The 24,118-nt window shown below is 69.4% G+C and carries 25 protein-coding genes and 1 tRNA gene; 13 read left to right on the top strand and 13 right to left on the bottom strand.

The window, feature by feature from the left end; genetic code table 11:
• Nucleotides 1-23: 23 nt before the first annotated feature.
• From obgE to rplU, 3 genes are all read right to left on the bottom strand, one after another.
• Complete coding sequence (obgE, locus tag ACFW16_RS27255) at nt 24-1,088, bottom strand: GTPase ObgE (RefSeq protein WP_380311041.1); 1,065 nt, start codon at nt 1,086-1,088, stop codon at nt 24-26.
• A 145-nt stretch (nt 1,089-1,233) separates the two neighbouring features.
• Nucleotides 1,234-1,497 carry a 50S ribosomal protein L27 gene (gene rpmA, locus ACFW16_RS27250; RefSeq protein WP_380311039.1) on the bottom strand — a complete coding sequence of 88 codons (264 nt, stop codon included), beginning with the start codon at nt 1,495-1,497 and terminating at the stop codon, nt 1,234-1,236.
• Nucleotides 1,498-1,512: 15 nt separating this feature from the next.
• Nucleotides 1,513-1,827, bottom strand: a complete 315-nt coding sequence (gene rplU / locus ACFW16_RS27245; protein WP_380311037.1) for a 50S ribosomal protein L21 — start codon at nt 1,825-1,827, stop codon at nt 1,513-1,515.
• A gap of 262 nt (nt 1,828-2,089) precedes the next feature.
• Between rplU and ACFW16_RS27240 the strand changes: the two genes are divergently transcribed.
• The 3 genes from ACFW16_RS27240 to ACFW16_RS27230 all read left to right on the top strand — a co-directional run bounded on the left by ACFW16_RS27240 (nt 2,090) and on the right by ACFW16_RS27230 (nt 3,770).
• Nucleotides 2,090-2,179: transfer RNA gene (locus ACFW16_RS27240), tRNA-Ser, on the top strand.
• A 278-nt stretch (nt 2,180-2,457) separates the two neighbouring features.
• Entirely contained in the window at nt 2,458-3,435 is a 978-nt protein-coding gene (locus tag ACFW16_RS27235; RefSeq protein WP_380311035.1) for a LysR family transcriptional regulator, read from the top strand.
• 86 nt (nt 3,436-3,521) lie between these two features.
• Nucleotides 3,522-3,770 carry a hypothetical protein gene (locus ACFW16_RS27230; RefSeq protein ID WP_380311033.1) on the top strand — a complete coding sequence of 83 codons (249 nt, stop codon included), beginning with the start codon at nt 3,522-3,524 and terminating at the stop codon, nt 3,768-3,770.
• 58 nt (nt 3,771-3,828) lie between these two features.
• On the opposite strand, the gene ACFW16_RS27225 is transcribed toward ACFW16_RS27230, so the two are convergent.
• Complete coding sequence (locus ACFW16_RS27225) at nt 3,829-4,725, bottom strand: SDR family oxidoreductase (RefSeq protein ID WP_380311031.1); 897 nt, start codon at nt 4,723-4,725, stop codon at nt 3,829-3,831.
• Between the two features lie 98 nt (nt 4,726-4,823).
• Here ACFW16_RS27225 and ACFW16_RS27220 point away from each other — a divergent pair, with 98 nt between their 5' ends.
• Nucleotides 4,824-5,663, top strand: coding sequence for a helix-turn-helix transcriptional regulator (locus tag ACFW16_RS27220; RefSeq protein WP_380311029.1), 840 nt, complete (start codon nt 4,824-4,826; stop codon nt 5,661-5,663).
• A 9-nt stretch (nt 5,664-5,672) separates the two neighbouring features.
• Here the strand turns inward: ACFW16_RS27220 and ACFW16_RS27215 are convergent, their stop codons facing one another.
• Both ACFW16_RS27215 and ACFW16_RS27210 read right to left on the bottom strand, forming a co-directional pair.
• Nucleotides 5,673-7,889: a molybdopterin cofactor-binding domain-containing protein gene (locus ACFW16_RS27215; RefSeq protein WP_380311027.1), complete on the bottom strand. Its 2,217-nt coding sequence runs from the start codon at nt 7,887-7,889 to the stop codon at nt 5,673-5,675.
• Between the two features lie 3 nt (nt 7,890-7,892).
• The gene (locus ACFW16_RS27210) at nt 7,893-8,345 is read right to left on the bottom strand and encodes a (2Fe-2S)-binding protein (protein WP_380311025.1); all 453 of its coding nucleotides are present in this window, start codon (nt 8,343-8,345) and stop codon (nt 7,893-7,895) included.
• 187 nt (nt 8,346-8,532) lie between these two features.
• Between ACFW16_RS27210 and ACFW16_RS27205 the strand changes: the two genes are divergently transcribed.
• Genes ACFW16_RS27205 through ACFW16_RS27190 form a run of 4 tightly spaced genes read left to right on the top strand, consistent with a single transcriptional unit; the run spans nt 8,533 to nt 10,784 of the window.
• Entirely contained in the window at nt 8,533-9,519 is a 987-nt protein-coding gene (locus tag ACFW16_RS27205; RefSeq protein WP_380311023.1) for an AraC family transcriptional regulator, read from the top strand.
• Nucleotides 9,520-9,555: 36 nt separating this feature from the next.
• The gene (locus tag ACFW16_RS27200) at nt 9,556-9,789 is read left to right on the top strand and encodes an AbrB/MazE/SpoVT family DNA-binding domain-containing protein (protein WP_380311021.1); all 234 of its coding nucleotides are present in this window, start codon (nt 9,556-9,558) and stop codon (nt 9,787-9,789) included.
• Entirely contained in the window at nt 9,790-10,212 is a 423-nt protein-coding gene (locus ACFW16_RS27195) for a type II toxin-antitoxin system VapC family toxin (RefSeq protein WP_380311019.1), read from the top strand.
• 41 nt (nt 10,213-10,253) lie between these two features.
• Nucleotides 10,254-10,784, top strand: a complete 531-nt coding sequence (locus tag ACFW16_RS27190) for an AAA family ATPase (protein ID WP_380311017.1) — start codon at nt 10,254-10,256, stop codon at nt 10,782-10,784.
• Here the strand turns inward: ACFW16_RS27190 and ACFW16_RS27185 are convergent, their stop codons facing one another.
• From ACFW16_RS27185 to ACFW16_RS27155, 7 genes are all read right to left on the bottom strand, one after another.
• On the bottom strand, nt 10,785-11,114 hold the full coding sequence (locus tag ACFW16_RS27185; RefSeq protein ID WP_380311015.1) for a TfoX/Sxy family protein: 330 nt from the start codon (nt 11,112-11,114) through the stop codon (nt 10,785-10,787).
• Nucleotides 11,115-11,129: 15 nt separating this feature from the next.
• Nucleotides 11,130-11,879 (bottom strand): FadR/GntR family transcriptional regulator, encoded by a 750-nt coding sequence (locus ACFW16_RS27180; protein WP_380311013.1) that lies wholly within the window; start codon nt 11,877-11,879, stop codon nt 11,130-11,132.
• A 92-nt stretch (nt 11,880-11,971) separates the two neighbouring features.
• A complete protein-coding gene (locus ACFW16_RS27175) occupies nt 11,972-13,531 on the bottom strand; it encodes a HEAT repeat domain-containing protein (RefSeq protein ID WP_380311011.1) in 1,560 nt (519 codons plus the stop codon).
• Nucleotides 13,532-13,617: 86 nt separating this feature from the next.
• On the bottom strand, nt 13,618-14,469 hold the full coding sequence (locus tag ACFW16_RS27170) for a carbohydrate ABC transporter permease (protein ID WP_380311009.1): 852 nt from the start codon (nt 14,467-14,469) through the stop codon (nt 13,618-13,620).
• Nucleotides 14,459-15,400: a carbohydrate ABC transporter permease gene (locus ACFW16_RS27165; protein WP_380311007.1), complete on the bottom strand. Its 942-nt coding sequence runs from the start codon at nt 15,398-15,400 to the stop codon at nt 14,459-14,461. The genes ACFW16_RS27170 and ACFW16_RS27165 overlap by 11 nt, the downstream gene beginning before the upstream one ends.
• Entirely contained in the window at nt 15,397-16,614 is a 1,218-nt protein-coding gene (locus ACFW16_RS27160; RefSeq protein WP_380311005.1) for an ABC transporter substrate-binding protein, read from the bottom strand. Before ACFW16_RS27160 ends, ACFW16_RS27165 begins: the two co-directional genes overlap by 4 nt.
• Nucleotides 16,615-16,699: 85 nt before the next feature.
• Nucleotides 16,700-18,013, bottom strand: a complete 1,314-nt coding sequence (locus ACFW16_RS27155) for an L-fuconate dehydratase (protein WP_380311003.1) — start codon at nt 18,011-18,013, stop codon at nt 16,700-16,702.
• A gap of 222 nt (nt 18,014-18,235) precedes the next feature.
• Between ACFW16_RS27155 and ACFW16_RS27150 the strand changes: the two genes are divergently transcribed.
• The 5 genes from ACFW16_RS27150 (at nt 18,236) to garD (ending at nt 23,952) form a co-directional block, all read left to right on the top strand.
• On the top strand, nt 18,236-18,928 hold the full coding sequence (locus ACFW16_RS27150) for a FadR/GntR family transcriptional regulator (protein ID WP_380311001.1): 693 nt from the start codon (nt 18,236-18,238) through the stop codon (nt 18,926-18,928).
• Nucleotides 18,929-19,049: 121 nt separating this feature from the next.
• Nucleotides 19,050-20,375: an MFS transporter gene (locus ACFW16_RS27145; RefSeq protein ID WP_380310999.1), complete on the top strand. Its 1,326-nt coding sequence runs from the start codon at nt 19,050-19,052 to the stop codon at nt 20,373-20,375.
• Nucleotides 20,376-20,458: 83 nt separating this feature from the next.
• The gene (locus ACFW16_RS27140) at nt 20,459-21,409 is read left to right on the top strand and encodes a LysR substrate-binding domain-containing protein (RefSeq protein WP_380310997.1); all 951 of its coding nucleotides are present in this window, start codon (nt 20,459-20,461) and stop codon (nt 21,407-21,409) included.
• A 52-nt stretch (nt 21,410-21,461) separates the two neighbouring features.
• Complete coding sequence (kdgD, locus tag ACFW16_RS27135; RefSeq protein ID WP_380310995.1) at nt 21,462-22,400, top strand: 5-dehydro-4-deoxyglucarate dehydratase; 939 nt, start codon at nt 21,462-21,464, stop codon at nt 22,398-22,400.
• Between the two features lie 13 nt (nt 22,401-22,413).
• Complete coding sequence (gene garD / locus ACFW16_RS27130) at nt 22,414-23,952, top strand: galactarate dehydratase (RefSeq protein ID WP_380310993.1); 1,539 nt, start codon at nt 22,414-22,416, stop codon at nt 23,950-23,952.
• The last annotated feature ends 166 nt before the right edge of the window (nt 23,953-24,118 follow it).

Here is a 24,118-nt window from a genome sequence, read left to right as displayed (position 1 = left end):
CGGCTTCTCCGGGCCCCGGCCGCTCAGTCGGAGTCGGTCGGTGCCCATGGGGTGATGTCCGCCGGCGCCGCCTCCTCCTCGGCCGGGGCCGGGCGGCTTTCGGCGATGCGGGCCCAGAGCAGGCGCAGCACGTCCTGCACGCCGCCGCCGGTCGCGCCGGACAGGGTCACGACCTTCGCCTTGCGGCCGGCCGCGGCCTTCAGCGCCTTCAGCCGCGCCGCGATCGTCTCCTTGTCCAGCGCGTCGGTCTTGTTCAGCCCGACGATCTCCGGCTTGCCGGCCAGGCCGCCGCCATAGGCCGCAAGCTCCTCGCGGACCACGCGATAGGCCTCGGCCACATCCTCCTGGGTGCCGTCGACCAGGTGCAACAGGACGTTGCAGCGCTCGACATGGCCGAGGAAGCGGTCGCCCAGCCCGGCGCCCTCATGCGCGCCCTCGATCAGGCCGGGGATGTCGGCCAGCACGAACTCGTGGTCGTCGCTGCGGACCACGCCGAGATTCGGGTGCAGCGTGGTGAAGGGGTAGTCGGCGATCTTCGGCTTCGCCGCGGTGGTGGCGGCCAGGAAGGTGGACTTGCCGGCATTGGGCAGGCCGACCAGCCCGGCATCGGCGATCAGCTTCAGCCGCAGCCAGACCCAGCGCTCCTCCCCCGGCCAGCCGGGATCGAAACGGCGCGGGGCGCGGTTGGTCGAGGTCTTGAAGTGGGCGTTGCCGAAGCCGCCGTCGCCGCCCTTGAGCAGCCGGAGGCGCTGCCCGACCTCGGTCAGGTCGGCCAGCACCTCCTCCTTGTCCTCGTCCAGCACCTGGGTGCCGACCGGCACCCGCAGCACGGCATCGGCCCCAGCGGCGCCGAACCGGTCGGAGCCCATGCCGTGATGGCCGCGCTCGGCCTTGAAATGCTGCTGGTAGCGGTAATCGATCAGGGTGTTGAGCCCGTCCACCGCCTCGATCCAGACGTCGCCGCCGCGGCCGCCATCGCCGCCGCTGGGGCCGCCGAACTCGATGAACTTCTCACGCCGGAAGGCGACGCAGCCATTCCCGCCGTCGCCGCTCTTCAGGAAGATCTTGGCTTCGTCGAGGAACTTCATGGCCGAATCGCCCCGTGCCGCCGGCCCGGGGCCGGCCCTCTTCTTGTCGCATCAAACAGGAAGCGGGGGAATGGTCGCCCATTCCCCCGCTTCACCAGATCGGTGCCTGCGAGCCCCCAACCTCTTCAGGTGTGGGGGCGAGGCGTTACTCGGCGGCGTCCGCCTGGGCGATCGTCACCGTGGTGCGGCCGCCGGCCGCCTTGAACTGGACATTGCCGGGGACCAGCGCGAACAGCGTGTGGTCCTTGCCCATGCCGACATTCACGCCGGGATGGAACTTGGTGCCGCGCTGACGCACGATGATGTTGCCCGGGACGACGGCTTCGCCGCCGAACTTCTTCACGCCGAGGCGCTGACCCGCCGAATCGCGGCCGTTGCGCGACGAACCACCGGCCTTCTTATGTGCCATCTGTCGATCTCCTCTTTACGCGCCGGCGATGGCGGTGATCTTGAGCACCGTCAGGTCCTGGCGGTGGCCCTTCTTCCGCCGGTAGTTCTGGCGGCGCTTCTTCTTGAAGATGATGATCTTCGGGCCACGGGTCTGCTCGACCACCTCGGCGGTGACCGAGGCGCCGACCAGCACCGGGGTGCCGATCTGGACAGCGCCTTCGCCGCCGAGCATCAGCACCTGGTCCAGGGTGACGGACGAGCCCGGCTCGGCGTCGAGACGCTCGACCGTGACAAGCTGGTCCTGGGCGACCCGGTACTGTTTCCCGCCCGTGCGGATGACTGCGAACATGGTCAAGCTGCCGTCGACTAGGAGGAGGCCCCTTGCGGGTCCATCCTCAGGTGATCAAAAACGAGCACGGGTGCCAGCCGGAACCAGCACCCGTGTCCGTGAACGCGGCACTATAGTCAGGCGCGCCGGCGTGTCAACGATGGAGTGGAACGAGACCTCCGGAATGACGTCGCAATCGACGCTTGCATGGTGGAACGCTCTCCACTATGGTCCGCGCCGGCCACGCGGAGGGGGTCCTGGAGACCGCCCGCCATGCCTCTGCGGAGAGGTGCTAGAGTGGTTGAATAGGACGGTCTCGAAAACCGTTGTGTCCGCAAGGGCACCGAGGGTTCGAATCCCTCCCTCTCCGCCAAACACCGCCGTACGCCGCCTTACATGCGATGTCCGCAGCGCTACGCTGCCGAACGAGCCATCTGACCGGCTGCTTGTGGCAAACCCCCGGGAAGCCCCCACAAGCAGGATCGTGCGGCCGGCATCGCTTTGCGGAGCGTGGGTCATACGGGAAGCCTTTCGTCGGGTGTCGGCGACGAAGGTGGGGCCTTCGGCATATCCGCGCCAGACGCATCGAAGGCAAACTATAGTTGCGCCAGACGCCTATGCCCGATCCATCCGATCGGATAGCGTCGCCTGATGGACGAGGTCGATCTCAATCTTCTCAGGGCGCTGGACGTGCTCCTCGCCGAAGGCAGCGTGACCGGCGCTGCCCGCCGGCTTGGCCTCAGCTCGTCGGCCATGAGCCGGACGCTGACGCGACTTCGATCGGCGACGGGCGATCCGCTGCTGGTTCGCGCCGGCCGGCGCCTCGTGCCGACCCCCCGAGCGGCGGAGATCCGCGATCACGTCCACGCCCTTGCCCGGGATGTCCGGATCGTTCTCAGTCCGCAGTCCGGAGACATCGATATCGCCACGCTCGAGCGAACCTTCACGATTCGCGCCAGCGAGGGGTTCGTCGAATCGTTTTCCGCGCCTCTGGTCGCCGCCGTCACATCGGCCGCGCCGCGCGTGCGCCTTCGGTTCGCGCCAAAGCCGGAAAAGGATCCGGGTCCGCTACGCGAGGGGCAGGTCGATCTCGAAATCGGCGTGCTGGGCGCATTCGCGCCGGAGATACGCGCGCAGAGCATCTTCCGCGACCGTTTCGTCGGCGCTGCGCGGGCCGGACATCCCCTGCTGACGAAGCCGGTAACGCCCGAACGCTACGCCGCCTGCAAGCATATCGTGGCATCGCGCAAAGGCGCGGTTGCGGGCCCGGTCGACGATGCGCTCGAGGAACTCGGGCTCAAGCGGGAGATCGTCGTCGTCGTGCCCGCTTTCTCCGATGCGCTGCGGATAGCACGCCAATCGGACCTGATCGCGCTCGTGCCGAGTGCGTGCCTGGTCAACGCCGATCCCTCTGTGGAGGGCCTGACCGTCTTCGACCTTCCCGTTCGCACCCCGGAGATCGTCATTTCGACGATGTGGCACCCTCGCATGGATGCCGATCCCGGCCACCGCTGGCTCCGCGAGATCGTCTTGCAGACGTGTCGCAACATGGCGACGGACCACAGGGACGGGTGCATCGGGAACAGCAGGTTTCAGGCCGGCGTTATTGGACCCTTTCCACGATCGTGATGCTCCTTCCACGATCGCCGGCGCGGCGGTTCGCCGTGATGCGGCCCCTTTTGGAACCTGCGCCCGGCGCATGCGGTTTTCCGGGCATGACGAAGTGCCAAGATCCGCAGGACTGGACCATCCTCCCTTCCGGCCAGGGCGGAGGATCGGTGAGCTGCGGCGCCTATCGCGGCTGGTACAAGAAGAACAGCCAGGGCGCCATCCAGATCACCTGGACCGGCGGCCCCGATGAGGGGCCGCCCACCGACGTCCAGCGCGCCGCCAACGAGGCGTGCGCCCGGGCCGATGACGGGCGCCAGGCGAGCAAATCCGGCCGCCTGGACGCGGGGGGATGAGGACCCGCCCCTCCCCGCCGCGGACGTTCGAGCGCGGCCCGTGCGGCCGCGCTGCCCGTCAGCCCCCGAAATAGGCCGGCCGGTCGATATCGGCGATCAGGCCGGGCTGCTCCGGCGCCCAGCCCAGCAGGGTCCGGGTCCGCTCGCTCGAGGTCGGGACGTCCATCCCGGCGAACATCGCGAACCAGCCGAAATGGTCCGCCGCCTCCTCCGCGGACTTGCCGACGACCGGCACGCCCAGGCGGCGGCCGATCACGCCGGCAATGTCCCGGAACGGCACGCCCTCCTCCGCGACGGCGTGATAGCGGGCCCCGGCGACAGGGCCGCGCTCGAGCGCCAGTCGATAGACGCGGGCGGCATCCAGCCGGTGCACGGCGGGCCAGCGGTTGAGCCCGTCACCGACCGTGGCCGATACGCCCTTCTCCCGGGCCAACCGGATCAGGATCGGGACGAAGCCGTGGTCGCCGTCGCCGTGGACCGAGGGCGGCAGGCGCACCACCGCCGCGCGCACGCCCCGCGCCGCCACTGCGGCGGCCGCCGCCTCGGACATCCGGTGATAGGTGTCGGAGGTGGGGACTGGCCCGTCCTCCTCGGTCCCGACCGGGCCCCGCGCCACGATCGCGGCCCCGGAGGTGACCAGCAAGGGACGGTCCGAGCCGGCAAGCTCGGCGCCGATCGCCTCGATGGCGCGGCGGTCGATTTCGCAGTTCTCCCGGAACTTCGAGAAGTCGTGGATGAAGGCGGTGTGGATCACGGCGGCCGCCTGCGCGGCGCCGCTGCGCAGGCTGTCCGGATCCTCGAGATGGCCCCGGTGCGGCTGGGCGCCCGCGGCCAGAAGAGATTCGGCGCCCGCGTCGGAGCGGGTCAGGCCGAGAACCTGATGGCCCGCGCCGATCAGCTCGCGTACGACGGCCGAGCCGACGAAACCGGTGGCTCCGGTAACAAAGACACGCATGAGGACGTCTCCGATTGAGGACGGAGGCGACTGTCCCGCTCTGTGCTATCCTGGTAAATGAGTGACGTTATAGGGGTATAATCACTAACGGGGTCGGCATGCCGGTCGCGAGCCACAATCCGCTGGGGACCTATCTGAAGGATCGCCGCGCCAAGCTCGATCCGACGGCCTTCGGCCTGTCCGGTCCGCGCCGGCGCACGCCCGGACTGCGCCGGGAAGAGGTGGCCCAGCGCGCCAACATCAGCGCGACCTGGTACACATGGCTGGAGCAGGGCCGGGGCGGCGCGCCCTCGGCCGATGTGCTCGACCGGATCGCCCGCGCCCTGATGCTGACCGATGTCGAGCGCGAGCACCTCTTCCTGCTCGGCCTCGGCCGCCCGCCCGCGGTCCGTTACCAGACCACCGAGGGCGTCACGCCGCGGCTGCAGCGCGTGCTCGACGCGCTGGAGCTCAGCCCCGCCCTGGTGAAGACCGCCACCTGGGATGTCGTTGCCTGGAACCGCGCCGCGGCGACGGTGCTGACCGACTACGGATCGCTCCCGCCCGAGCAGCGCAACATCCTGCGCCTCGTCTTCCTGGATCCCCGCGTCCGTGCAGCGCAGTTCGACTGGGACGGCGTGGCCCGGTTCGTGGTGGCCGCGTTCCGGGCGGATGCGGCGCGTGCCGGGGCCACGGCCAAGGTGGAGGCCCTGGTGGAGGAGCTCTGCCGGCTCAGCCCCGAATTCGAGGCGATGTGGCGCGACAACGACGTGCGCAGCTACGGCGAGGGCGTCAAGCGCCTGCGCCACCCGCTCGCCGGGCCGATCGCCTTCGAATTCTCGGCCTTCGGCGTCGACGGCCGGCCCGATCTCGGCATGATCGTCTACAATCCGGCGACGCCGGACGATGCCGACCGGATCAGGTCTCTCATCGAAGCGCAGCACTCCACGTCGGCCTGATCGCCCAATTCAGGCGTCGAGCGCTGCCTTCACCCGCTCCGGCAGGAACGGATAATGCCGAAGCCGCACGCCGCCGGTGAGCCGCGCCACCGCATTGGCGATCGCGGGGCCGATCGGCGGGAGGCCGACTTCGCCGACGCCGGAGGGCGGATGGTCCGGCGTCGAGATCACCGTCACGTGGATCTCCGGCGCCTCGGACATCCGCATCACCCGATAGGTGTCGAAATTCGCCTCCTGCGCCTCGCCGTCGACGATGTTGATCCGCTCGAACAGAGCGTGGCTGGCGCCATGCGTGATCGCGCCGATCATCTGCGCCTCGATGTTGCGCGGCTGGACAGCCACGCCCGCATCGACCGCGCACCACACCGTGTGCACGCGGATCTCGCCGGTCTCCCGGTCGAGCGACACCTCGGCGATCTGGGCGCAGTGGGACCAGGCGTCGGAATAGGCGAGGCCGAGCGCCCGGCCGTCGCGCCGGCGGTCCCATTCCGCCATCCCCGCGACGGTCTCGATCACCTTGCGCGCCCGCGGCTGGTCCTTCAGAAGCTCCAGCCGAAGCGCCAGGGGATCGGCGCCCTTGGCCGCCGCGATCTCGTCGATGACACATTCGATGCAGAACTTGGTGTAGCCCGCCCCCACCCCGCGCCAGAACCCGACGTCCCGGCCGCTGTCCTGGCGGATGTAGTCGATCCGATGCGCCGGGACGGCATAGTTGAAATGCGCACCTTCGATCACGACGCCGTCCACGCCCCCCTCGCTTTCGAACAGCCCGGGCAACGTCCGGGCGAAGATCGAATCCGCCACGATGCGGTGCCGCCAGCCGACGATGCCGCCGCCGGCGTCGAGCCCGACCTGCACGTGCTGCGCCGCCAGGGGCCGGTACTTGTCGTGCCGGAGGTCGTCCTCGCGGCTCCAGACGACCTTGACCGGGCGGCCCTGCACCGCCCTGGCCAGCGATACCGCATCGACGATGAAGTCGGCCTCCGCCTTGCGGCCGAAGCCGCCGCCGAGCAGCATCGTGTTCACCTTGACCTTGTCGGGGGTGGTGCCGGCCACCGCCGCGGCGAAGCGCTGGGTGCCGGTCGGCCCCTGCGTCGGCGCCCAGATCTCGACCCTATCGCCGGTCACGAGCGCCGTGGCGTTCATCGGCTCCATGGTCGCATGGCAGACATGGTCGACCAGGTAATCGGCCGAGACGACCCTGTCGGCCCCGGCGATCGCCGCCGCCGCGTCGCCTGCCGCATGGGCGGCGACGCCCGCCTGGGAGAGGTCGCGGCCGACTTTCCGGTACTGGTCCAGCAGCCGATCGCTGGTGTAGCGGCGGACCCGCGACGACGTGCTCCAGGTGACGTCGAGCAGGTCCTTGGCCCGCATCGTCGCCTCGACCGTCTCGCCGATGATACCGACGCCATAAGGCAGGGGAACGATGTGGGTGATGCCCGGCACGGCCCTGGCCGCGCCGTCGTCGATGACGTCCGGCCGCTCGCCCTGGACGGGCGCCCGCAGCACCGCCCCGTACAGCATGTCCGGACGCTGCACGTCGATGCCGAATATCGCGCTGCCGTCGACCTTCGCGGCCATGTCGACCCGGTTGATGGCCGGATTGCCGATGTAGCAGCACCGGGCGATCGGCTTCAGATCGGCGCCGGTCACCTGCGGCAGCGGATCGGGAAGCTCGCCGGCCTCCGCGATCGCGCCGTAGTCGAGCGAGCGGCCCGACGGCGCGTGCACGACCCGGTTGGGCTCGGTCGCGAGCTCGCCCGCCGGAACCTTCAGCAGGCCGGCGGCGCTCGCCAGGATGATCTTGCGGGTCTGGGCGCCGACCAGCCGCAGCATCTCGTAGTAGCCCCGCGTGGATTCGCTGCCGCCGGTCAGCTGGATGCCGTAGAAGCCGGGGTTGCCGTAAGTCTCCGCGTCGGACGGAGCCTGGACGATGCGCACCTTGTCCCAGTCGGCATCCATGTCCTCGGCGATCAGCAGCGGCAGCGTCGTCATGATCCCCTGCCCCATCTCGGAGGCGGGCGACATGATGGTCACCGTGCCATCGGCCGCGATGGTCACCCAGGCGTTCGGCCGGTAACCGCCCTCGACCGCGGGAACCGCGACGGCGCCCGAGGCGTCCCGAGACGGGCCGCCGAACGCGACCGCGATGCCGATGCCGCCGGCCGAGACGAGGAAGCTGCGCCGCGACAGCGCGCGGCTGTGAAGCCGCAAGGTCCCGGTCATGGCTCAGGCCTCCCTTGCGGCGCGCTGGATGGCGCTGATGATCTTCTGATAGGTCCCGCAGCGGCAGATGTTGCCGTCCATGTGCTCGACGATCTGATCGCGGGTCGGATCGGGGGTGTCGGCAAGGAGGGCGGCCGCCTGCATGATCTGCCCGGACTGGCAGTAGCCGCATTGCAGCACCTGCTCGGCGATCCAGGCCTTCTGCAGCGGATGGCTGGCGTCCGGCGACAGGCCTTCGATCGTCGTCACCTCCCGGCCGGCCACGCTCTCGAGCGGGGTCACGCAGGAGCGCGCGGGCGCGCCGTCGACGTGAACGGTGCAGGCGCCGCATTGCGCGATGCCGCAGCCGAATTTGGTGCCGGTGAGCTTCAGATGCTCCCGGATCACCCACAGCAGCGGCGTATCGGGCCCGGCGGCGACCTCCACCGCTCGCCCGTTGATCGTGAACGCTGTCATGAGGGCTGCTCTCCTGTCTGGCTACAGGCTTCCGGCGGCGCCGAGAGCCGCCACGGAGGCGGCTTGGTCATGAGACGAGGAGCGGCTCATGACGATCACCTTCGCTGGATGACCCACGATAGGAATTCGAGGACGTACGATCTATGCTGGAACGTCCGCGTTATCTTCTCGAACGTCCGGAATTGCCATGGATCCGCTCTCCGACGTGCTGTCGCTGCTGAAGCCGCGCAGCTATGTGTCCGCCGGCTTCGACGCGGGTGGAGACTGGTCGATCCGGTTCTCCAGGCAGCACGACCGCATCAAGTGCTACGCCGTGGTGTCCGGCGCGTGCTGGCTGTCGGTGGAGGGTGTTCCCGATCCGGTGCGCCTGAAGGCCGGGGACTGTTTCGTGCTGCCGAGCGGACGGCCGTTCCGCCTGGCCAGCGACATGGCCTTGACGCCCGTGGACGCCGGCACCGTCTTCCCGCCCGCGCGGGATGGCGGCGTCGTCACGGTCAACGGCGGCGGCGGCTTTTTTCTGGTCGGCAGCCGCTTCGCCGTCAGCGGCGATCATGCCGGCATCCTGCTGGGAATGCTGCCGCCCATCGTGCATATCCGAAAGGAAGCGGAGCAAGCGGCGCTGCGCTGGTCGGTGGAGCGGATGATGCAGGAGCTGCATGAGCGCCAGCCCGGCGGCTTTCTGGTCGCGCAGCACCTCGCCCATATGATGCTGGTTCAGGCCCTGCGGCTGCACCTGGAAGGTGCGGGCGGCGGCGTCGGATGGTTCTTCGCCCTGGCGGACAGGCAGATCGGCGCGGCGATCAACGCCATGCACGCCGATCCGGCGCATCGCTGGACCCTGCAGGAACTGGCGCAGCGGGCCGGCATGTCGCGATCGAGCTTCGCCCTGAGATTCAAGGAGAAGGTCGGCGAGGCCCCGATGGAGTACCTGACGCGCTGGCGGATGCTGCTGGCCGGGGACAGGCTGGCGACTTCCGGCGATCCCGTCTCCGCCATCGCCCCGTCGCTCGGCTATGAATCCGAAAGCGCCTTCAGCACCGCCTTCAAGCGGGTGATGGGCTGCTCACCGCGGCAATACGGCCGCGGTCGGGCCGGGACGCCTCCGTCGCGAGACGAAGGAGAGGCGGCCCGCGCCGATTCAGCCGACAGGAACATCTTGTCGTTGGATGCCTAGATCCTTACTCTTACAGGTAAGAGTAAGGAGTTGACCATGCGCATCACTTCCAAGGGTCAGGTTACCATCCCGGCCGAGATCCGCGAACGCGCGGGCCTGCTGCCGCACACCGAGGTCGAGTTCGAGTTCGACGGCAAGGTCGTGCGAATCGTGCGCGCTGGCCGCCGTAAAGGCAGCAGTCGCGGCAGCCGCCTGGTCGCCCATCTGCGCGGACGCGGTGACGTGGCGATCAGCACGGACGAGATCATGGCGCTTACCCGTGACGACTGAATGACCGCCATCCTGATCGACAGCAACGTCCTCCTCGATGTGATGACAGAGGACGTACGCTGGTCCCCGTGGTCGGCGGCGTCGCTCGAACAGGCCGCCGACCGATATCGCCTCGTCATCAACCCGATCATCTACGCCGAAGTCTCGGTTCGCTACTCACGGATCGAGGACCTCGAGGCCGCATTGCCCAAGGCGATGTTCGACCGCGAGGCCGTTCCCTACGAAGCGGCGTTCCTGGCCGGCAAATCCTTCGCCGCTTACCGGCAACGAGGAGGAGAAAAGCGGTCGCCGCTGCCGGACTTTTTCATCGGCGCACACGCCGCCGTCGCCGGATACCGGCTGATGACGCGCGACGCGGCACGCTACCGGACCTATTTCCCCAAGTTGTCCCTGATCGCCCCCGAGCAGCCCCTCCAAAGCTGATCGGCACAGCGTTCCGATGCGAATAGGCGAGACATATCGAGATGAACCGTTTCGTCGTCATCTCCGGCTGTTCGGGCGGCGGCAAGTCGACGCTGCTGGCGGAGCTCGCCCGGCGCGGGCATGCGGTGGTGGAGGAGCCCGGGCGGCGCATCGTCAAGGAGGAGCTGGAGAGCGGCGGTTCGGCCCTGCCCTGGGTCGACGGAGCCGCCTTCGCTCGCCGCGCCATCGCCATGGCGCTGGCCGACCGCGCCGCGGCCGAAGCCCGGCCCGGCTGGGTGTTCTTCGACCGCGGCCTGGTCGATGCCGCCTCCGCCTTGCAGCACATGACCGGCGAGCCGGCGCTGGAGATGCTGGCCCGGCCCTACCCCTATCACCGGCGCATGTTCCTGACCCCGCCCTGGCCGGAGATCTACGGCACAGACCCTGAGCGCCGCCACGGCCTCGACGCCGCGATGGAGGAGTATGAGCGGCTGCTCAAGGACTATCCGGCGCTGGGCTACGAGGTCGTCATCCTGCCGAAGGTCAGCGTGGCCAAGCGGGCCAGCTTCGTGTTGGCCACGCTCGCGGAATAGCTATTTCGGCGGCAGGGTGCGGACGAAGGCGAGTGCGGCCTCCAACAACCGCCGGCGCAGCGCGTCGTCGCCATAGGCCGCGGCGCCGGCCCGGACCCAGCCCGGCATGGGACGGCCCTGCATGATCATCGGCGCGACGTCCTGCTGCCCCAGCGCCCAGCCGTCGTTCCCTTTGCCGAGGCGGACCAGCATGCTGTCGACGCGGGCGCCGCACAGCAGGTTGCCATGCAGCAGCCAGGCGAGGCCGCCGAACATCCGCTTCTCGTCCAGGCCGGACTCCGCGCCCAGCGCTTCCCGCACCAGCTCCTCCAGCCCCGGATCGCGCGCCATGCCGCCCTCCCCGCCTCAGCTCGGCCCAGCCACCTTCTCGGCGATGCCGCGGTTGCGGGTCAGCATCGCCATCACCGCCTCCCGCGCCTTCTGCGGGTCGCGGCCGCGGATGCCCTCGGCGATCGCCATATGGTAGTCCGCCGAAGGGCTGTAGGCATATTCCGGCGCGATGCCGTGCGCCGAGACCAGGAACTGCACCCGCAGCAGCACGTCGAGCGGCCGGGCGAAGCCGGACAGCAGCCGGTTGTGCGAGGCGTTCAGCACCGCCAGGTGGAAGGCCACGTCGGTGTCCAGCACCTGCGGCATGGTCTCCACCGCCAGCCGCGCGGCCAGGGCGACGATCACCTCCGCCTCCTCATCCGTGGCGCGCAGCGCCGCCAGCTCGGCCGCCTGCGGCTCGACGATCTCGCGCAGCTCGGAGATCTCGACCAGAAAACGGCCGATGCCGTCCGGCTCGCGCAGATGCCAGGCCAGCACGTCGGGGTCGAGGATCGACCATTCCTCGCGCGGCCGGACGCGCGAGCCGTAGCGCCGGGCGGTGCGGATCAGCCCCTTGCCGGCCAGGACCTTGATCGCCTCGCGCATGGCGTTGCGGCCGACGGCGTATTCGGCGGCCAGCTCGGTCTCGGTCGGCAGCGGCCCGTCGCCGTCGTAGCGGCCGGCGACGATGGCGCGGCCCAGCGTCTGCACCGTCTGGCGCACCGCACCGCCCGCGAGCGAGCGGCCGGAGGCGCCGGACAGGGTGCGCTCCAGCAGGGCGGCCAATGCTTCCGGATCCTGGGCCGCCGAACCCTGGGATGAATGTCCGCTGGTGGGAGAGAGCCGCCGATCCGCCAATGCCGCGCCGTGGAAACAGGTCAGAAAATGCTCGCCGACGTCGTCATCGGACACCAGCGGGAGAGCTTGAGATAGGGTAGCAGCACCCGGTGCGCCGCGTCATCCCCGATGCGGGACAAGGCCTCGACCGCATAGCCGCGGACATAGCGGTTCGCGTCCCCGGTCAGCACCCGGCCGAGCGCCGGCACCGCCGCGGCGGCCGCCTGCCCCATCCGCGCCAGGCCGAGCACGGCGTCGAAGCGAACCTCCTCGTCGGCATCGTCCAGGGCGCGGGCGAGCGCGGCGACAATGGCATCGTCGGCCGGCTTCAGCCCCAGCGCCTCGACCGCGGCGATGCGCAGATGCGGGTCGGGATCGCCGGCGGCGGCGATCAGCGCGTCGCGCACCTCCGGCCCGGTGCCGGCGATCTCGCCGAGGGCGAAGGCGGCGAATTTGCGCGACCGGCCGGCGCCGTTTCGCAGCAGGCGCAGCAGCTCCGGCACCGCCGGCGCGCCGACCTCGACCAGGCCGTAGATGGACGACAGGGCAATGCAGTCCTTCGGCGTCAGCCGGCCGGAATCGCTCTTGTTCGAGCCGTCCTCCGGATCGCGCCTCGTGTCGGCCTCGACCCGCTGCAGCAGCGCCGGCAGAGCCGCCTCGCCGATCGCGCCCAGGGCGTAGGCGGCGTCGAGCTGCAACGCCTCGTCATCGCCGTCGAGATGGGGCAGCAGCGCCGGCACCAGCGCCGCGGCGGCCGGGCCGAGGTCAGAGATAGTCGACATCGCCGCCGCGGCTTCCGCCGGCGTGCCGGCCAGGGCTGCGCGCAAAGCGTCGGGATCCGCCGTGCCGCCGGCCGGGGTGCCGCCGGTCAGCCAGCGCCACTGCGCCTTCCAGGCCGCCTCCATCGGGAAGAACGGAGCCTGTTCCGGCGCCCGCCAGGCCGGGTCGCTGTGCGGCCAGGCCGGCGCTGCGACCGGCGCCATGCGGATGAACTCGAACTTCATCATGAACCGCTTGTCGGCGGTCAGGTTCTTCATCTTCCGGTGCCAGATGTCGTAGTGGATCATCAGCACCGAGCCGGCCGGGCCGGAGCCGTTGCGCTCCAGCGCGTCCGGGTCCTGGATCCCGGCGGCGAGCAGATGGCTGCCCGGCACCACCCCGGTCGGGCCCAGCTCGGCCGGCGTGTCCTGCGGGTAGTACATGATCATGACCCAGCGCGGCCGGTGGTTCCGCACCCGGCGCATGTAGCCCCAGTAGCTGTCCTTGTGCCAGTTCTGGATCGGCGAGCCCGGCGGGTTCTTATGCAGCGCCCGGTGCGGGTGCATGATGTAGTCCGGCCCCAGCACGCTGGTCAGCGCGCCCTTCACCACCGGATCCTCGAACACGGCGTTGATCTCCGGCACCAGCGGCAGCAGGTTGTTGCCCGGGTTCTCGTGCCGGTCGGCGCCGATCAGGTCGTCGAAGCGCTGGAAGATCTGGTCGTGGAACGACTTCGGCAGCGCCGTCTGCAGCACCAGATAGCCGTTCGCCAGGAATTGCCGGATCTGCGCGTCGGTGAGGAGGCGCGGCGCCTCTTCCTGCGCCGGAACATGCATGTCCATGGTCGTTCCCTTCCCGCCCCTTCTGGTTGGCTCGTTCGAGGATAGTCTCTAGATGGGATTTAGCAAGTCTAAATCCCATCTAAGCCTCACCGCCCTCCGAACCCCGAATTCATGGCGATGCCGCTGAAGATGTAGCGCTGCAGCAGGATGGTCAGGCACAGGCCCGGGATCATCGAGATCGCGGCGCCGGCCATCAGGTAGTTCCACTGCGTGCCCTGCTGGGTCTGGAACATGGTGAGGCCGAGCGGGATGGTCGCGTGCTCGGTGCCGTTCACGATGATCAGCGGCCACAGGAAGCTGTTCCACTGCGCCGTGAAGGTGAACAGGGCCAGGAGGCCGAGCACCGGCAGCGACATCGGCAGGATGATGCTGACCAGGATGCGCAGCCGCGAGGCACCGTCGCATAAGGCCGCCTCCTCCAGTTCGCGCGGGATGGACTTGAAGAACTGGCGCAGCATGAAGGTGCCGAAGGAGCCGAAGGCGACCGGCAGGATCAGCGCCTGGAAGGTGTTGACCCAGTCCAGCCTGCTGATCAGCAGGAACAGCGGGATCACCAGCACCACCTGCGGGATCATCAGCGTCGAGAGATAGGTCAGGAACAGCGCGTCGCGGCCGACGAAGCGCAGCCGGGCGAAGGCGTAGGCGGCGAGGCTGGAGACGGTCAGCACGATCACGGTGACGGCACAGGAGACCAGCGCGCTGTTCAGGAAGAAGCGGCCGAAGGGCAGGTAGACCCAGGCGTCGAGGAAGTTGCCCCATTGCCAGTCGCTGGGCAGCAGCCGCGGCGGCACGGCCAGCACCTCGCCGTTCGGCCGGATGGCGTTGGTCAGCATCCAGAAGAACGGGAACAGGAACGCCAGCGCCACCAGCGCCATCGCCCCCTGCGAGACCAGCGTGCCGGCGGTGATGGCACCGGCGTCCTTCCGCCTAGTCGTCATAATGCACCCATTTCCGCTGCAGCCGGAATTGCAGCGCCGTCAGCGCCATGATGATGACGAACATCACCCAGGCGATCGAGGAGGCGTAGCCCATCCGGTAGGTGGTGAAGCCGTTCTGGTAGATGAAGAAGCCGAGCGTCGCGGTGGCGGCGCCGGGCCCGCCGCGGGTCATGGAGTAGACCTGGTCGAACACCTGCAGCGCGGTGATCGCGGTCATCACCGTGCCGAAGAACAGGGTCGGCGAGATCAGCGGCAGCTTGATCCGCCAGAAGCGCTGCCAGGCGTTGGCGCCGTCGATCTGGGCGGCGTCGAGATAGGTCTGCGGGATCGATTCCAGCGCCGCCCCGAACAGCAGCAGGTTGTAGCCGAAGCCCGACCACAGCGAGACGATGACGATGGCCTGCATCGCCCAGGCAGGGTCGACCAGCAGGTTCGGGATCGGCAGGCCCAGCGACTGCACCAGCCAGTCCATCAGCCCGCCGGGGGTGAAGATCAGCACCCAGACCAGCGAGGCGCCGATCATCGGGGTGAAGGTCGGCAGGAAGAAGATCAGCCGGAAGAAGCGCTTGCCCCAGCGCAGGCTGGAGATCCAGACGGCCATGCCGACCGCCAGCACGATGTTCAGCACCAGGTATTCGGCGGTATAGAAGAAGGTGTTGGCCAGCGCCCGCCAGAAGCTGGGATCGACCTTGAACAGCCGGATGTAGTTGGCCACGCCGACGAATTTCGGCTCGGCCAGCAGCTGCCAGTTGGTGAAGCTGAGCGCCAGCGACGCCAGCAGCGGGAACAGCAGGAAGGCGAGGAAGCCGAGCAGGCTGGGCAGCAGGAACCAGAAGGCCGCCCGCCCCTCCGCCCGGAAAGCGCGGCGCCGCCGCCGGGCCCGGGGAACACCCGCCACCCGCGCTCCGAGATCCTGGGCCTGCACGGTCATTCGACGGCCAGCCCCTGCACGGTGTCCAGCACCTCGGCGCCGGTCTGCGACCCGCCATAGGCCAGCGGCGCATACTGCTCCAGCAGCTCCGACACCGTGTTCCAGTTGGCCGTGGTGCGGTAGGGCTGGGCGGTCTTCAGCGCGTAGTCGATGGTCTCGCGGGCATCGGCGACGCCCTGCGCCGCGACGTCGTACCAGTAGCCCTGCTGCGCGGTCCGGGCCGGGAAGGCACGGCCCTGCGAGGCCAGGTACTGCTCCGCCTCCGGCCCGGTCAGCACCTGGATCGCCTTCCAGGCCAGGTCCTTGTGCGGGCCGGCCTTGTTGATGCCGAAGCCCGAGCCGGCGCTGAAGGTGATGCTGCCGGCCTTGCCGGCGGGCAGCGGCGCCAGCCCGACCGGGAAGCTGGAGGATTTGCGGATGTTGATCATCTCCCACGGGCCGGTGACGTACATGGCGGCGTTGCCGGCCAGGAAGCGGCCGCGGGCGATGTCGCCGGAGGGCTGGCCGCTGGCCGCGATCACCGGCGCCACCTTCTCCTTGGTCACCAGGTCGACATAGGACTGGAAGGCGGCCTGCAGCTCGGGGTCGCCGAAGTTGAGCCCGCCTTCCTCGGTCAGGTACCTGGCCCCATCGGACAGCGCGAATTCCAGCCAGTCGCTGGCGGTGACGGAAAAGCCGTAATTGCCGTCCTGGGTCAGCGCCTTGGCGGCGGCCAGGAAGTCGGCCCGGGTCCATCCGGCCTTGGGCGGCTCGACCTTGTATTTCGCGAACAGGTCGCGGTTGTAGTAGACGACCAGCGGCCCGAAATCATAAGGCAGCGCATAGAGATGGCCGCCATAGCTGAGGCCGTCGAGGATCGATTTGTCGAACTGGCCGAGGTCGAAGCCGTCCTTCACATGCTCGTCCAGAGGCTCGAACAGGGTGGTGAAGTTGGAGAGGCGCAGCGACTGAATGCTGACGATGTCGGGCAGCGTGTTCGATGCCGCCAGGGTCGGCAGCTTGGTCCAGTAATCGCGCCAGGGAGAGGTCTGCAGCTCGACCTTGATGTCGGGATACTGTGCGTTGACCAGCCCGGCGACGTGCTGCCAGGCCGCGGTCTCGGCGTCGGTGCTGCTCCACATCTGCCAGGTCAGGGTCACCGGCTCGGCCCGGGCCGGTGCAGCGGACAGCAGCGCGGCGGCGGCCACCGTCAGAATGGTCGTCAGCGTCTTCATGGCGTTCGTCCTCCTGCTGCGACCGCCTTCTGCCGGGCGGGCGCTTGATGGGTGGTGCGGACCGAAGCTCAGCCGTCCGCGGTGCTCATGGGCGGGTCTCCTGGTCGTCGCGCCAGGCGCTGCCGTCGGGGAAGCGATGGGCCTGGAGCGAGGCGGGCTTCATGGCGATGGAGTAGCCGGGCGCGGTCGGCGCGGCGTAGCAGCCGTCCACGATCCGCACCGGGTCGACGAAATGCTCGTGCAGATGGTCGACATATTCGATGAAGCGGCCGTCCTTGCTGCCGCTGACCGACACGAAATCCCACATCGACAGGTGTTGCACGTATTCGCACAGGCCGACGCCGCCGGCATGGGGGCAGACCGGCACGCCGAACTTGGCCGCCATCAGGATGATGGCCAGGTTCTCGTTCACGCCGCCGACCCGGGCCGCGTCGATCTGGCAGAAGCCCATGGCCGCGGCCTGCAGGTACTGCTTGAACATCACCCGGTTGTGGACGTGCTCGCCGGTCGCGACCCGGGTGCCGTGGCGCCGCAGCACCCGGTCGATCGCGGCATGACCGAGGATGTCGTCGGGGCTGGTCGGCTCCTCCACCCACAGCGGCTTGAAGGGCAAGAGGGCGGTCGACCATTCGATCGCCTGGCCGACATCCCAGACCTGGTTGGCGTCGACCATGAAGGTCAGATCGTCGCCGATCTCGGCCCGCACCAGGGCGGCGCGCGCCAGGTCGGCCCCGCGGTCGGCGCCGACCTTGATCTTGAACGCCTTGAAGCCCTGGGCCAGCGCCTCGCGCACCAGGCGGCGGATCTTGTCGTCGCTGTAGCCGAGCCAGCCGGCGCTCGTGGTGTAGGCCGGATAGCCCTCGGCCAGCAGCTGCCCGATCCGCGCCGCCTTGCCGGCCTCCTGCTGGCGCAGCAGCTCCACCGCCTCGACCGGGGTCAGGGCGTCGGTGATGTAGCGGAAATCGATGCAGCGCACCGTCTCCTCGGGCGTCATGTCGGCCAAGAGGCGCCACAGCGGCTTGCCCTCGGCCTTGGCCCAGAGGTCCCAGATCGCGTTCAGCATCGCCGCGGTGGCGAGCTGCATCACCCCCTTTTCCGGCCCCAGCCAGCGCAGCTGGCTGTCGCCGGTGAGGTGGCGGTAGGTCGCGCCCATGTCGCGGGTGAACTCGGCCAGGTCGCGGCCCAGCACCGCCGGCTTCAGCGCTTCGATCGCGGCGCAGACGATGTCGTTGCCGCGGCCGATGGTGAAGGTCAGGCCGTGGCCTTCCAGACCATCGTCGGTCGACAGGATCACATAGGCGGCGGAATAGTCGGGGTCGGGATTCATGGCGTCCGACCCGTCCAGCCTTTTCGCGGTCGGGAAACGGATGTCGAGGACGCTGATCCGATTGATGTTCAAGGGTGTCTCCGTCCCAGGACGGCGCGCCATGACGGCGGCGCCGAGCGACGTTCCACAACCGCTTCTCCGGCGGCTTCCCTGCCGTTCGGCGGCAGGCCCTGGCATTAGGGGCCGGGTGCGGCTAGGGTGTCAAGCGGTCAGGCCAGCTCAAATGGGATTTAGAAGAAAGATTCTTCTGGGCGTCGGCCGACCGATGGTGAGGCCTTCGAGCGGCAGGGCAGGATGCCCCTTCAAGCGGTCGTCAATCGCAAGCTCTACATCCAGATCGCCGAGCAGATCACGGCGCTGATCGAGTCGGGCGAGTTCAAGCCGGGGCAGCAGCTGCCCTCCGAGCGCGACCTGGCGCAGGAGCTGGGCGTCAGCCGCCCGACCGTGCGCGAAGCGCTGATCGCGCTGGAGGTGGCGGGGCTGGTCGAGGTCAAGGTCGGGGTCGGCGCCTTCGTCCGCGCCGCGGCCAGGCCCGGCAGCGCCCTGCCCGAGGCCGATCATTCGGCGCTGGAGATCATGCAGGCCCGGGCGCTGGTGGAGCCGGAGCTGGCGGCGCTGGCGGCCCGGCACATCACGGCCGAGGGCCGGGCCGAGCTGGCCGGCATCGTCGCCGCCATGCGCGGCCAGACGGCGCGGCGGGAATGGTCGCAGGAGTCGGACCGGGCCCTGCACCTGCTGATCGCCGAGCATTGCGGCAACCAGGCGCTGCGCGAGATCGCCCTGACCCTGTGGCGCGGCCGCGAGGAGGGGCTGAGCGCCGCCTTCCACCAGCACCTGTCACGCCGGCCGGCGCTCCTGGACCGGATCATGGCCGACCATGACGGCATCGCCACGGCGATCACCGCCGGCGACCCGGACCGGGCCCGGTCGGCGATGGCCGCGCATCTGGACTATGTGCAGAAGGAGATGCTGGCGGTCTGGGACTGACGCGGCTTCGATGCCATTCCTGGATCGATCGATGCCCATTCGGAAATAGAACTGGATCGAACCCGCTCCTACGGTTCCGCCCGAGATCAAGGCTCGCAGAGCCGAAACCGGGAGGAACCCGATGGCCGTCACCGCTGCCGTCGACCGTGTCGCCAGGAGTCGCGTCCGCTATCAGATCCTTCTGATGCTGTTCGCGGTGACGGTGCTGAACTACGCCGACCGCGCCATCATCTCCGTCGCCGGCGCGCCGCTGTCGAAGGAGTTCGGGATCGACCCGGTGGCCATGGGCTACATCTTCTCCGCCTTCAGCTGGTCCTATGTCGCGGCGCAGATCCCGGGCGGCTGGCTGCTGGACCGCTACGAGACCAAGCGGGTCTATGCGATCGGCATCCTGTTCTGGTCGCTGTTCACCTTCCTGCAGGGCTGGGCCGGCTTCTTCGGCGGCGGGGCCGCGGTGGTCCTGCTGTTCGTGTTCCGCCTCCTGGTCGGCGTGGCCGAGGCGCCGTCCTTCCCCGGCAACGCGCGGATCGTCGCCGCCTGGTTCCCGGGCGCCGAGCGCGGCACGGCGTCGGCGATCTTCAACTCGGCCCAGTATTTCGCGCCGGTGATCTTCGCCCCGATGACCAGCTGGATCGTGCAGGAATACGGCTGGCGCTGGGCCTTCTTCATCATGGGCGTGCTCGGCCTCGCCGTCGTCGCGCTGTGGAACCGCACCATCCACGGGCCGAAGGAGCATCCGTCGGTCAACCGGGCGGAGCTCGACCACATCGAGCAGGGCGGCGGCACGCTGTCGATCAGCGGCGCCGGGACCGGCGCCTCCGCCGCGCGCTGGAGCGACGTCAGGCAGCTGCTGGGCAACCGCATGCTGCTCGGCGTCTACGTCGCGCAGCACTGCATCAACGTGATCACCTACTTCTTCCTGACCTGGTTCCCGATCTACCTGGTCAACGACCGCGGCATGTCGATCCTGAAGGCCGGATTCGTCGCCTCCCTGCCCGCCCTGTGCGGCTTCATCGGCGGCGTGCTGGGCGGCGTCATCTCCGACCACCTGTACAAGCGCACCGGGTCGCTGACCCTGGCGCGGAAGCTGCCGATCGTCGGCGGCATGCTGCTGTCGATGACGATCATCGGCTGCAACTACGTCGACGACCCGGTGCTGGTGGTCGGGCTGATGGCGCTGGCCTTCTTCGGCAAGGGCATCGGCGCCCTGGGCTGGGCCGTCGTCTCCGACACCTCGCCGAAGGAGATCGCGGGGCTGAGCGGCGGGCTGTTCAACATGTTCGGCAACACCGCCGGCATCACCACCCCGATCATCATCGGCTACATCCTGCACGCCACCGGGTCGTTCAACGGCGCGCTGGTCTTCGTCGGCCTCAACGCCTTCATCGCCATGGCGGCCTATCTCTTCGTCGTCGGCGAGATCCGCCGGGTCGAGCTGAAGCGGTGAGGGGGCCGATCCGGCCCTTCCCCTTTCGCCACCCGCGGCAGACGGGGCACACTCCGCCCCTGACTGACGCGGGACGCCCACCGATGTTCGACCTGAACCAGCTGCGCTGCTTCGTCGCCGTCGCCGAGGAGCTGCATTTCGGCCGCGCCGCCGCCCGGCTGAACATGACCCAGCCGCCCCTGAGCCGGCAGGTGCAGATCCTCGAGCGCATCCTCGACGTCGCACTGTTCGAGCGCACCAGCCGGTCGGTCCGGCTGACCCCGGCCGGGCAGAGCTTCCTGGTCGAGGCCCGGCGGTTGCTGAAGCAGGCGGAAGGCGCGGCGCTGCTGGCCCGCCGCGTCGCCGCCGGCCGGGCCGGCGCGATCGGCATCGGCTTCACCGCCACCTCGGCCCATAGCTGCCTGCCCGACCTGGTCGCCGCGTGCCGGCGGCAGTTGCCCGACGTCACCCTGGTGCTGCGCGAGATGGTCTCCGGCGACCAGATCGAGGCGCTCGGCAACGGCCAGATCGACGCCGGGCTGCTGCGGCCGCCGGTGGTGCAGGCCGGCACCGCCAGCTTCCGCGTCGCCGAGGAGCGGCTGATGGCCGCCCTGCCGGAGGACCATCCCCTCGCCCGGGCGCCCAGCCTGTCGCTGCGCGATTTCGCGGGAGAGCCCTTCATCATGTACGCGCCCTATGAGGCGCGATACTTCCACGACCTGGTGATCGAGCTGTTCGCCCGCTCCGGCCTGCTGCCCGACTATGTCCAGCATCTCAGCCAGATCCATTCGATCCTGGCCCTGGTGCGGTCCGGCCTCGGCGTCTCGATCGTGCCGGAGGCGGCGCTGCACCTGTACAGCCGGGGCGTGGTGCTGCGGCCGCTCGACCTCGCGGCGCCGCGGTCGGCCGAGCTGTACATCGCCTGGCGCCAGGACAACGACAATCCGCTGCTGCCGGCGATCCTCGACATCGCCCGCGGCCTGGCGGAGCAGCATCGCCCGTCCGATACCGATGACGCATCGATCGATCCAGCAATCGGGTTGGAACGGAATTGATCCGGACGCTAGAACGAGGGCGACCTTGATTTCGATGCCGGGAGGACGATGGATGGCCAGGATGACCCCGAACGAGATGGCGCAGCAGCTCGGCTCCGGCCTGCTGTCCTTCCCCGTCACCCCCTTCGACCGTGACAACGGCTTCGACGCGGAGCGCTACCGCTCCAACCTCGACTGGCTGTGCGGCTATGACGTCGCCGGGCTGTTCGCCGCCGGCGGCACCGGGGAGTTCTTCTCGCTGGCCCCGTCCGAGGTCGAGACCGTGGTCAGGACGGCGGTCGAGGAGACCCGCGGCCGGGTGCCGGTGCTCGCCGGGGCCGGCTACGGCACCGAGATCGCCAAGCAGATGGCGGTCGCGGCGGAGCGTGCCGGCGCCGACGGCATCCTGCTGCTGCCGCCCTACCTCGTGCACTCCGAGCAGGAGGGCCTGGCCGCCCATGTCGAGGCGGTCTGCGCCGCCACCAAGCTCGGCGTCATCGTCTACAACCGCGACAACGCGATCGTGACCGAGGACACCCTGGCCGGGCTGTGCGAGCGCTGCCCGAACCTGGTCGGCTACAAGGACGGCATCGGCGACATCGAGCTGATGACGCGGGTCCATCTGCGCATGGGCGACCGGCTGACCTATATCGGCGGGCTGCCGACGGCCGAGACCTACGCCCTGCCCTATCTGGAGATGGGCGTGACCACCTACTCCTCCGCCGTGTTCAACTTCGTGCCGGAGTTCGCGACCAAGTTCTACGCCGCGGTGCGCCGCCGCGACCGCAAGACGGTGCAGGCGGGCCTGCGCGACTTCATCCTGCCGCTGCTGACGATCCGCAATCGCCGGAAGGGCTATGCGGTCTCGATCATCAAGGCCGGGATGCGGGTGATCGGCCGGGATTCCGGCCCGGTGCGGGCGCCGCTGCACGACCTGACCGAGGCGGAGACCGAGCAACTGGCGGCCCTGGTGCAGGGCCTGGCGCGGAGCAGCTTCGCCGCCGCGGCGTAACGGGAGAGCGACGATGCCGGAGCCAGGAACGGCCGACGCCGAAACACCCCGCACCATCCGGCTGCACGAGGCCGACAACGTCGCCATCGTCGTCAACTCCTTCGGCCTGCCGGAGGGCACGCGTCTTGCGGACGGCCCGACGCTCAGGCAGTTCGTGCCGCAGGGGCACAAGGTGGCGCTGTCCGACATCGCCGAGGGCGCCGGGATCCGGCGCTACGGCGAGGTGATCGGCCACGCCGCCCGGCCGCTCCTGGCCGGCGACTGGGTCGAGGAGGCGGCGGTGCTGGTCCCCGCCGCACCGGATCTCGACCGGCTGGAGCTCGCCACCCGGCCGGCGGCGCCGCTGCCGCCGCTCGACGGCTACAGCTTCGAGGGCTTCCGCAACCCGGACGGGTCGGTCGGCACCAAGAACGTTCTGGCGATCAGCACCAGCGTGCAATGCGTGGCCGGGACGCTGGATTTCGCGGTGAAGCGGATCAAGGAGCAGCTGCTGCCCCGCTTCCCCAATGTCGACGATGTGGTGGCGCTGAACCACAGCTACGGTTGTGGCGTGGCGATCAACGCGCCGGAGGCGGTGGTGCCGATCCGCACCCTGCAGAACCTGGCGCTGAACCCGAATTTCGGCGGCGAGGTGATGATCGTCGGCCTGGGCTGCGAGAAGCTGCAGCCCGAGCGGCTGATGCCTGACGGCATGCCCCCGGGCATCGTGCGGCTGCAGGAGGAGGCGGGCTTCGGCGCCATGGTCTCTTCGATCCTGGCGATGGCCGAGGCGCGGCTGGAGGTGCTGAACCGGCGCCGCCGCGAGACCTGCCCGGCCTCCGACCTGGTGGTCGGGGTGCAGTGCGGCGGCAGCGACGCCTTCTCCGGCGTCACCGCCAACCCGGCGGTGGGATTCGCCGCCGACCTGCTGGTCCGCGCCGGCGCCACGGTGATGTTCTCCGAGGTCACCGAGGTGCGCGACGCCATCCACCTGCTGACGCCGCGGGCGGCGACCGAGGAGGTCGGCCGCGCCCTGATCCGGGAGATGGCCTGGTACGACGCCTATCTCGCCCGCGGCGAGGCCGACCGCAGCGCCAACCCGTCGCCCGGCAACAAGAAGGGTGGCCTCGCCAATGTCGTCGAGAAGGCCCTGGGCTCCGTCGTCAAATCGGGGTCGAGTCCGATCGTCGACGTGCTCTCACCCGGCGAGCGGGTGCGCAGGAAGGGTCTGGTCTTCGCCGCGACGCCGGCCAGCGACTTCGTCTGCGGCACGCTGCAGCTGGCCTCCGGCATGACGCTGCAGGTCTTCACCACCGGCCGCGGCACGCCCTACGGCCTGGCCGCGGCGCCGGTGATCAAGATGTCGACCCGGACCGACCTGGCCCAGCGCTGGTCCGATCTGATCGATCTCGACGCCGGCCGGATCGCCAGCGGTGAGGCGACGATCGAAGAGGTCGGCTGGGACCTGTTCCGCCTGATCCTCGACGTCGCCAGCGGCCGCACCAAGCCCTGGTCCGACCGCTGGGGCCTGTTCAATGCGCTGACATTGTTCAACCCGGCGCCGGTGACGTAGGGGCCGTCTTGAAACTCGCTGCGGCGGCCGTCTGACACGGTTTTCTGCGCTTCCGGTGCTCACGGACTTTAACGTCCGCTGCGCGCCGGTTCTCGAAAACCACGCCAGCCGACTCGCCACCCGGAGTTTCAAGACGGCCCCAGAGCGGCTGCCGCCCGTCAGACCA

This window comes from Inquilinus sp. NPDC058860, from assembly GCF_042743185.1.
Lineage (GTDB): Bacteria > Pseudomonadota > Alphaproteobacteria > DSM-16000 > Inquilinaceae > Inquilinus.
The sequence above is the reverse complement of the archived record's forward strand: the minus strand, read 5'-3'. Positions and strand labels throughout refer to the sequence as shown.

Bases quoted from the DNA above. Each gene is read 5' to 3' on its own strand.
- obgE (WP_380311041.1), bottom strand. From the start codon at position 1,088: ATGAAGTTCCTCGACGAAGCCAAGATCTTCCTGAAGAGCGGCGACGGC.
- rpmA (WP_380311039.1), bottom strand. From the start codon at position 1,497: ATGGCACATAAGAAGGCCGGTGGTTCGTCGCGCAACGGCCGCGATTCG.
- rplU (WP_380311037.1), bottom strand. From the start codon at position 1,827: ATGTTCGCAGTCATCCGCACGGGCGGGAAACAGTACCGGGTCGCCCAG.
- ACFW16_RS27235 (WP_380311035.1), top strand. From the start codon at position 2,458: ATGGACGAGGTCGATCTCAATCTTCTCAGGGCGCTGGACGTGCTCCTC.
- ACFW16_RS27230 (WP_380311033.1), top strand. From the start codon at position 3,522: ATGACGAAGTGCCAAGATCCGCAGGACTGGACCATCCTCCCTTCCGGC.
- ACFW16_RS27225 (WP_380311031.1), bottom strand. From the start codon at position 4,725: ATGCGTGTCTTTGTTACCGGAGCCACCGGTTTCGTCGGCTCGGCCGTC.
- ACFW16_RS27220 (WP_380311029.1), top strand. From the start codon at position 4,824: ATGCCGGTCGCGAGCCACAATCCGCTGGGGACCTATCTGAAGGATCGC.
- ACFW16_RS27215 (WP_380311027.1), bottom strand. From the start codon at position 7,889: ATGACCGGGACCTTGCGGCTTCACAGCCGCGCGCTGTCGCGGCGCAGC.
- ACFW16_RS27210 (WP_380311025.1), bottom strand. From the start codon at position 8,345: ATGACAGCGTTCACGATCAACGGGCGAGCGGTGGAGGTCGCCGCCGGG.
- ACFW16_RS27205 (WP_380311023.1), top strand. From the start codon at position 8,533: ATGGATCCGCTCTCCGACGTGCTGTCGCTGCTGAAGCCGCGCAGCTAT.
- ACFW16_RS27200 (WP_380311021.1), top strand. From the start codon at position 9,556: ATGCGCATCACTTCCAAGGGTCAGGTTACCATCCCGGCCGAGATCCGC.
- ACFW16_RS27195 (WP_380311019.1), top strand. From the start codon at position 9,790: ATGACCGCCATCCTGATCGACAGCAACGTCCTCCTCGATGTGATGACA.
- ACFW16_RS27190 (WP_380311017.1), top strand. From the start codon at position 10,254: ATGAACCGTTTCGTCGTCATCTCCGGCTGTTCGGGCGGCGGCAAGTCG.
- ACFW16_RS27185 (WP_380311015.1), bottom strand. From the start codon at position 11,114: ATGGCGCGCGATCCGGGGCTGGAGGAGCTGGTGCGGGAAGCGCTGGGC.
- ACFW16_RS27175 (WP_380311011.1), bottom strand. From the start codon at position 13,531: ATGGACATGCATGTTCCGGCGCAGGAAGAGGCGCCGCGCCTCCTCACC.
- ACFW16_RS27170 (WP_380311009.1), bottom strand. From the start codon at position 14,469: ATGACGACTAGGCGGAAGGACGCCGGTGCCATCACCGCCGGCACGCTG.
- ACFW16_RS27165 (WP_380311007.1), bottom strand. From the start codon at position 15,400: ATGACCGTGCAGGCCCAGGATCTCGGAGCGCGGGTGGCGGGTGTTCCC.
- ACFW16_RS27160 (WP_380311005.1), bottom strand. From the start codon at position 16,614: ATGAAGACGCTGACGACCATTCTGACGGTGGCCGCCGCCGCGCTGCTG.
- ACFW16_RS27150 (WP_380311001.1), top strand. From the start codon at position 18,236: ATGCCCCTTCAAGCGGTCGTCAATCGCAAGCTCTACATCCAGATCGCC.
- ACFW16_RS27145 (WP_380310999.1), top strand. From the start codon at position 19,050: ATGGCCGTCACCGCTGCCGTCGACCGTGTCGCCAGGAGTCGCGTCCGC.
- ACFW16_RS27140 (WP_380310997.1), top strand. From the start codon at position 20,459: ATGTTCGACCTGAACCAGCTGCGCTGCTTCGTCGCCGTCGCCGAGGAG.
- kdgD (WP_380310995.1), top strand. From the start codon at position 21,462: ATGGCCAGGATGACCCCGAACGAGATGGCGCAGCAGCTCGGCTCCGGC.
- garD (WP_380310993.1), top strand. From the start codon at position 22,414: ATGCCGGAGCCAGGAACGGCCGACGCCGAAACACCCCGCACCATCCGG.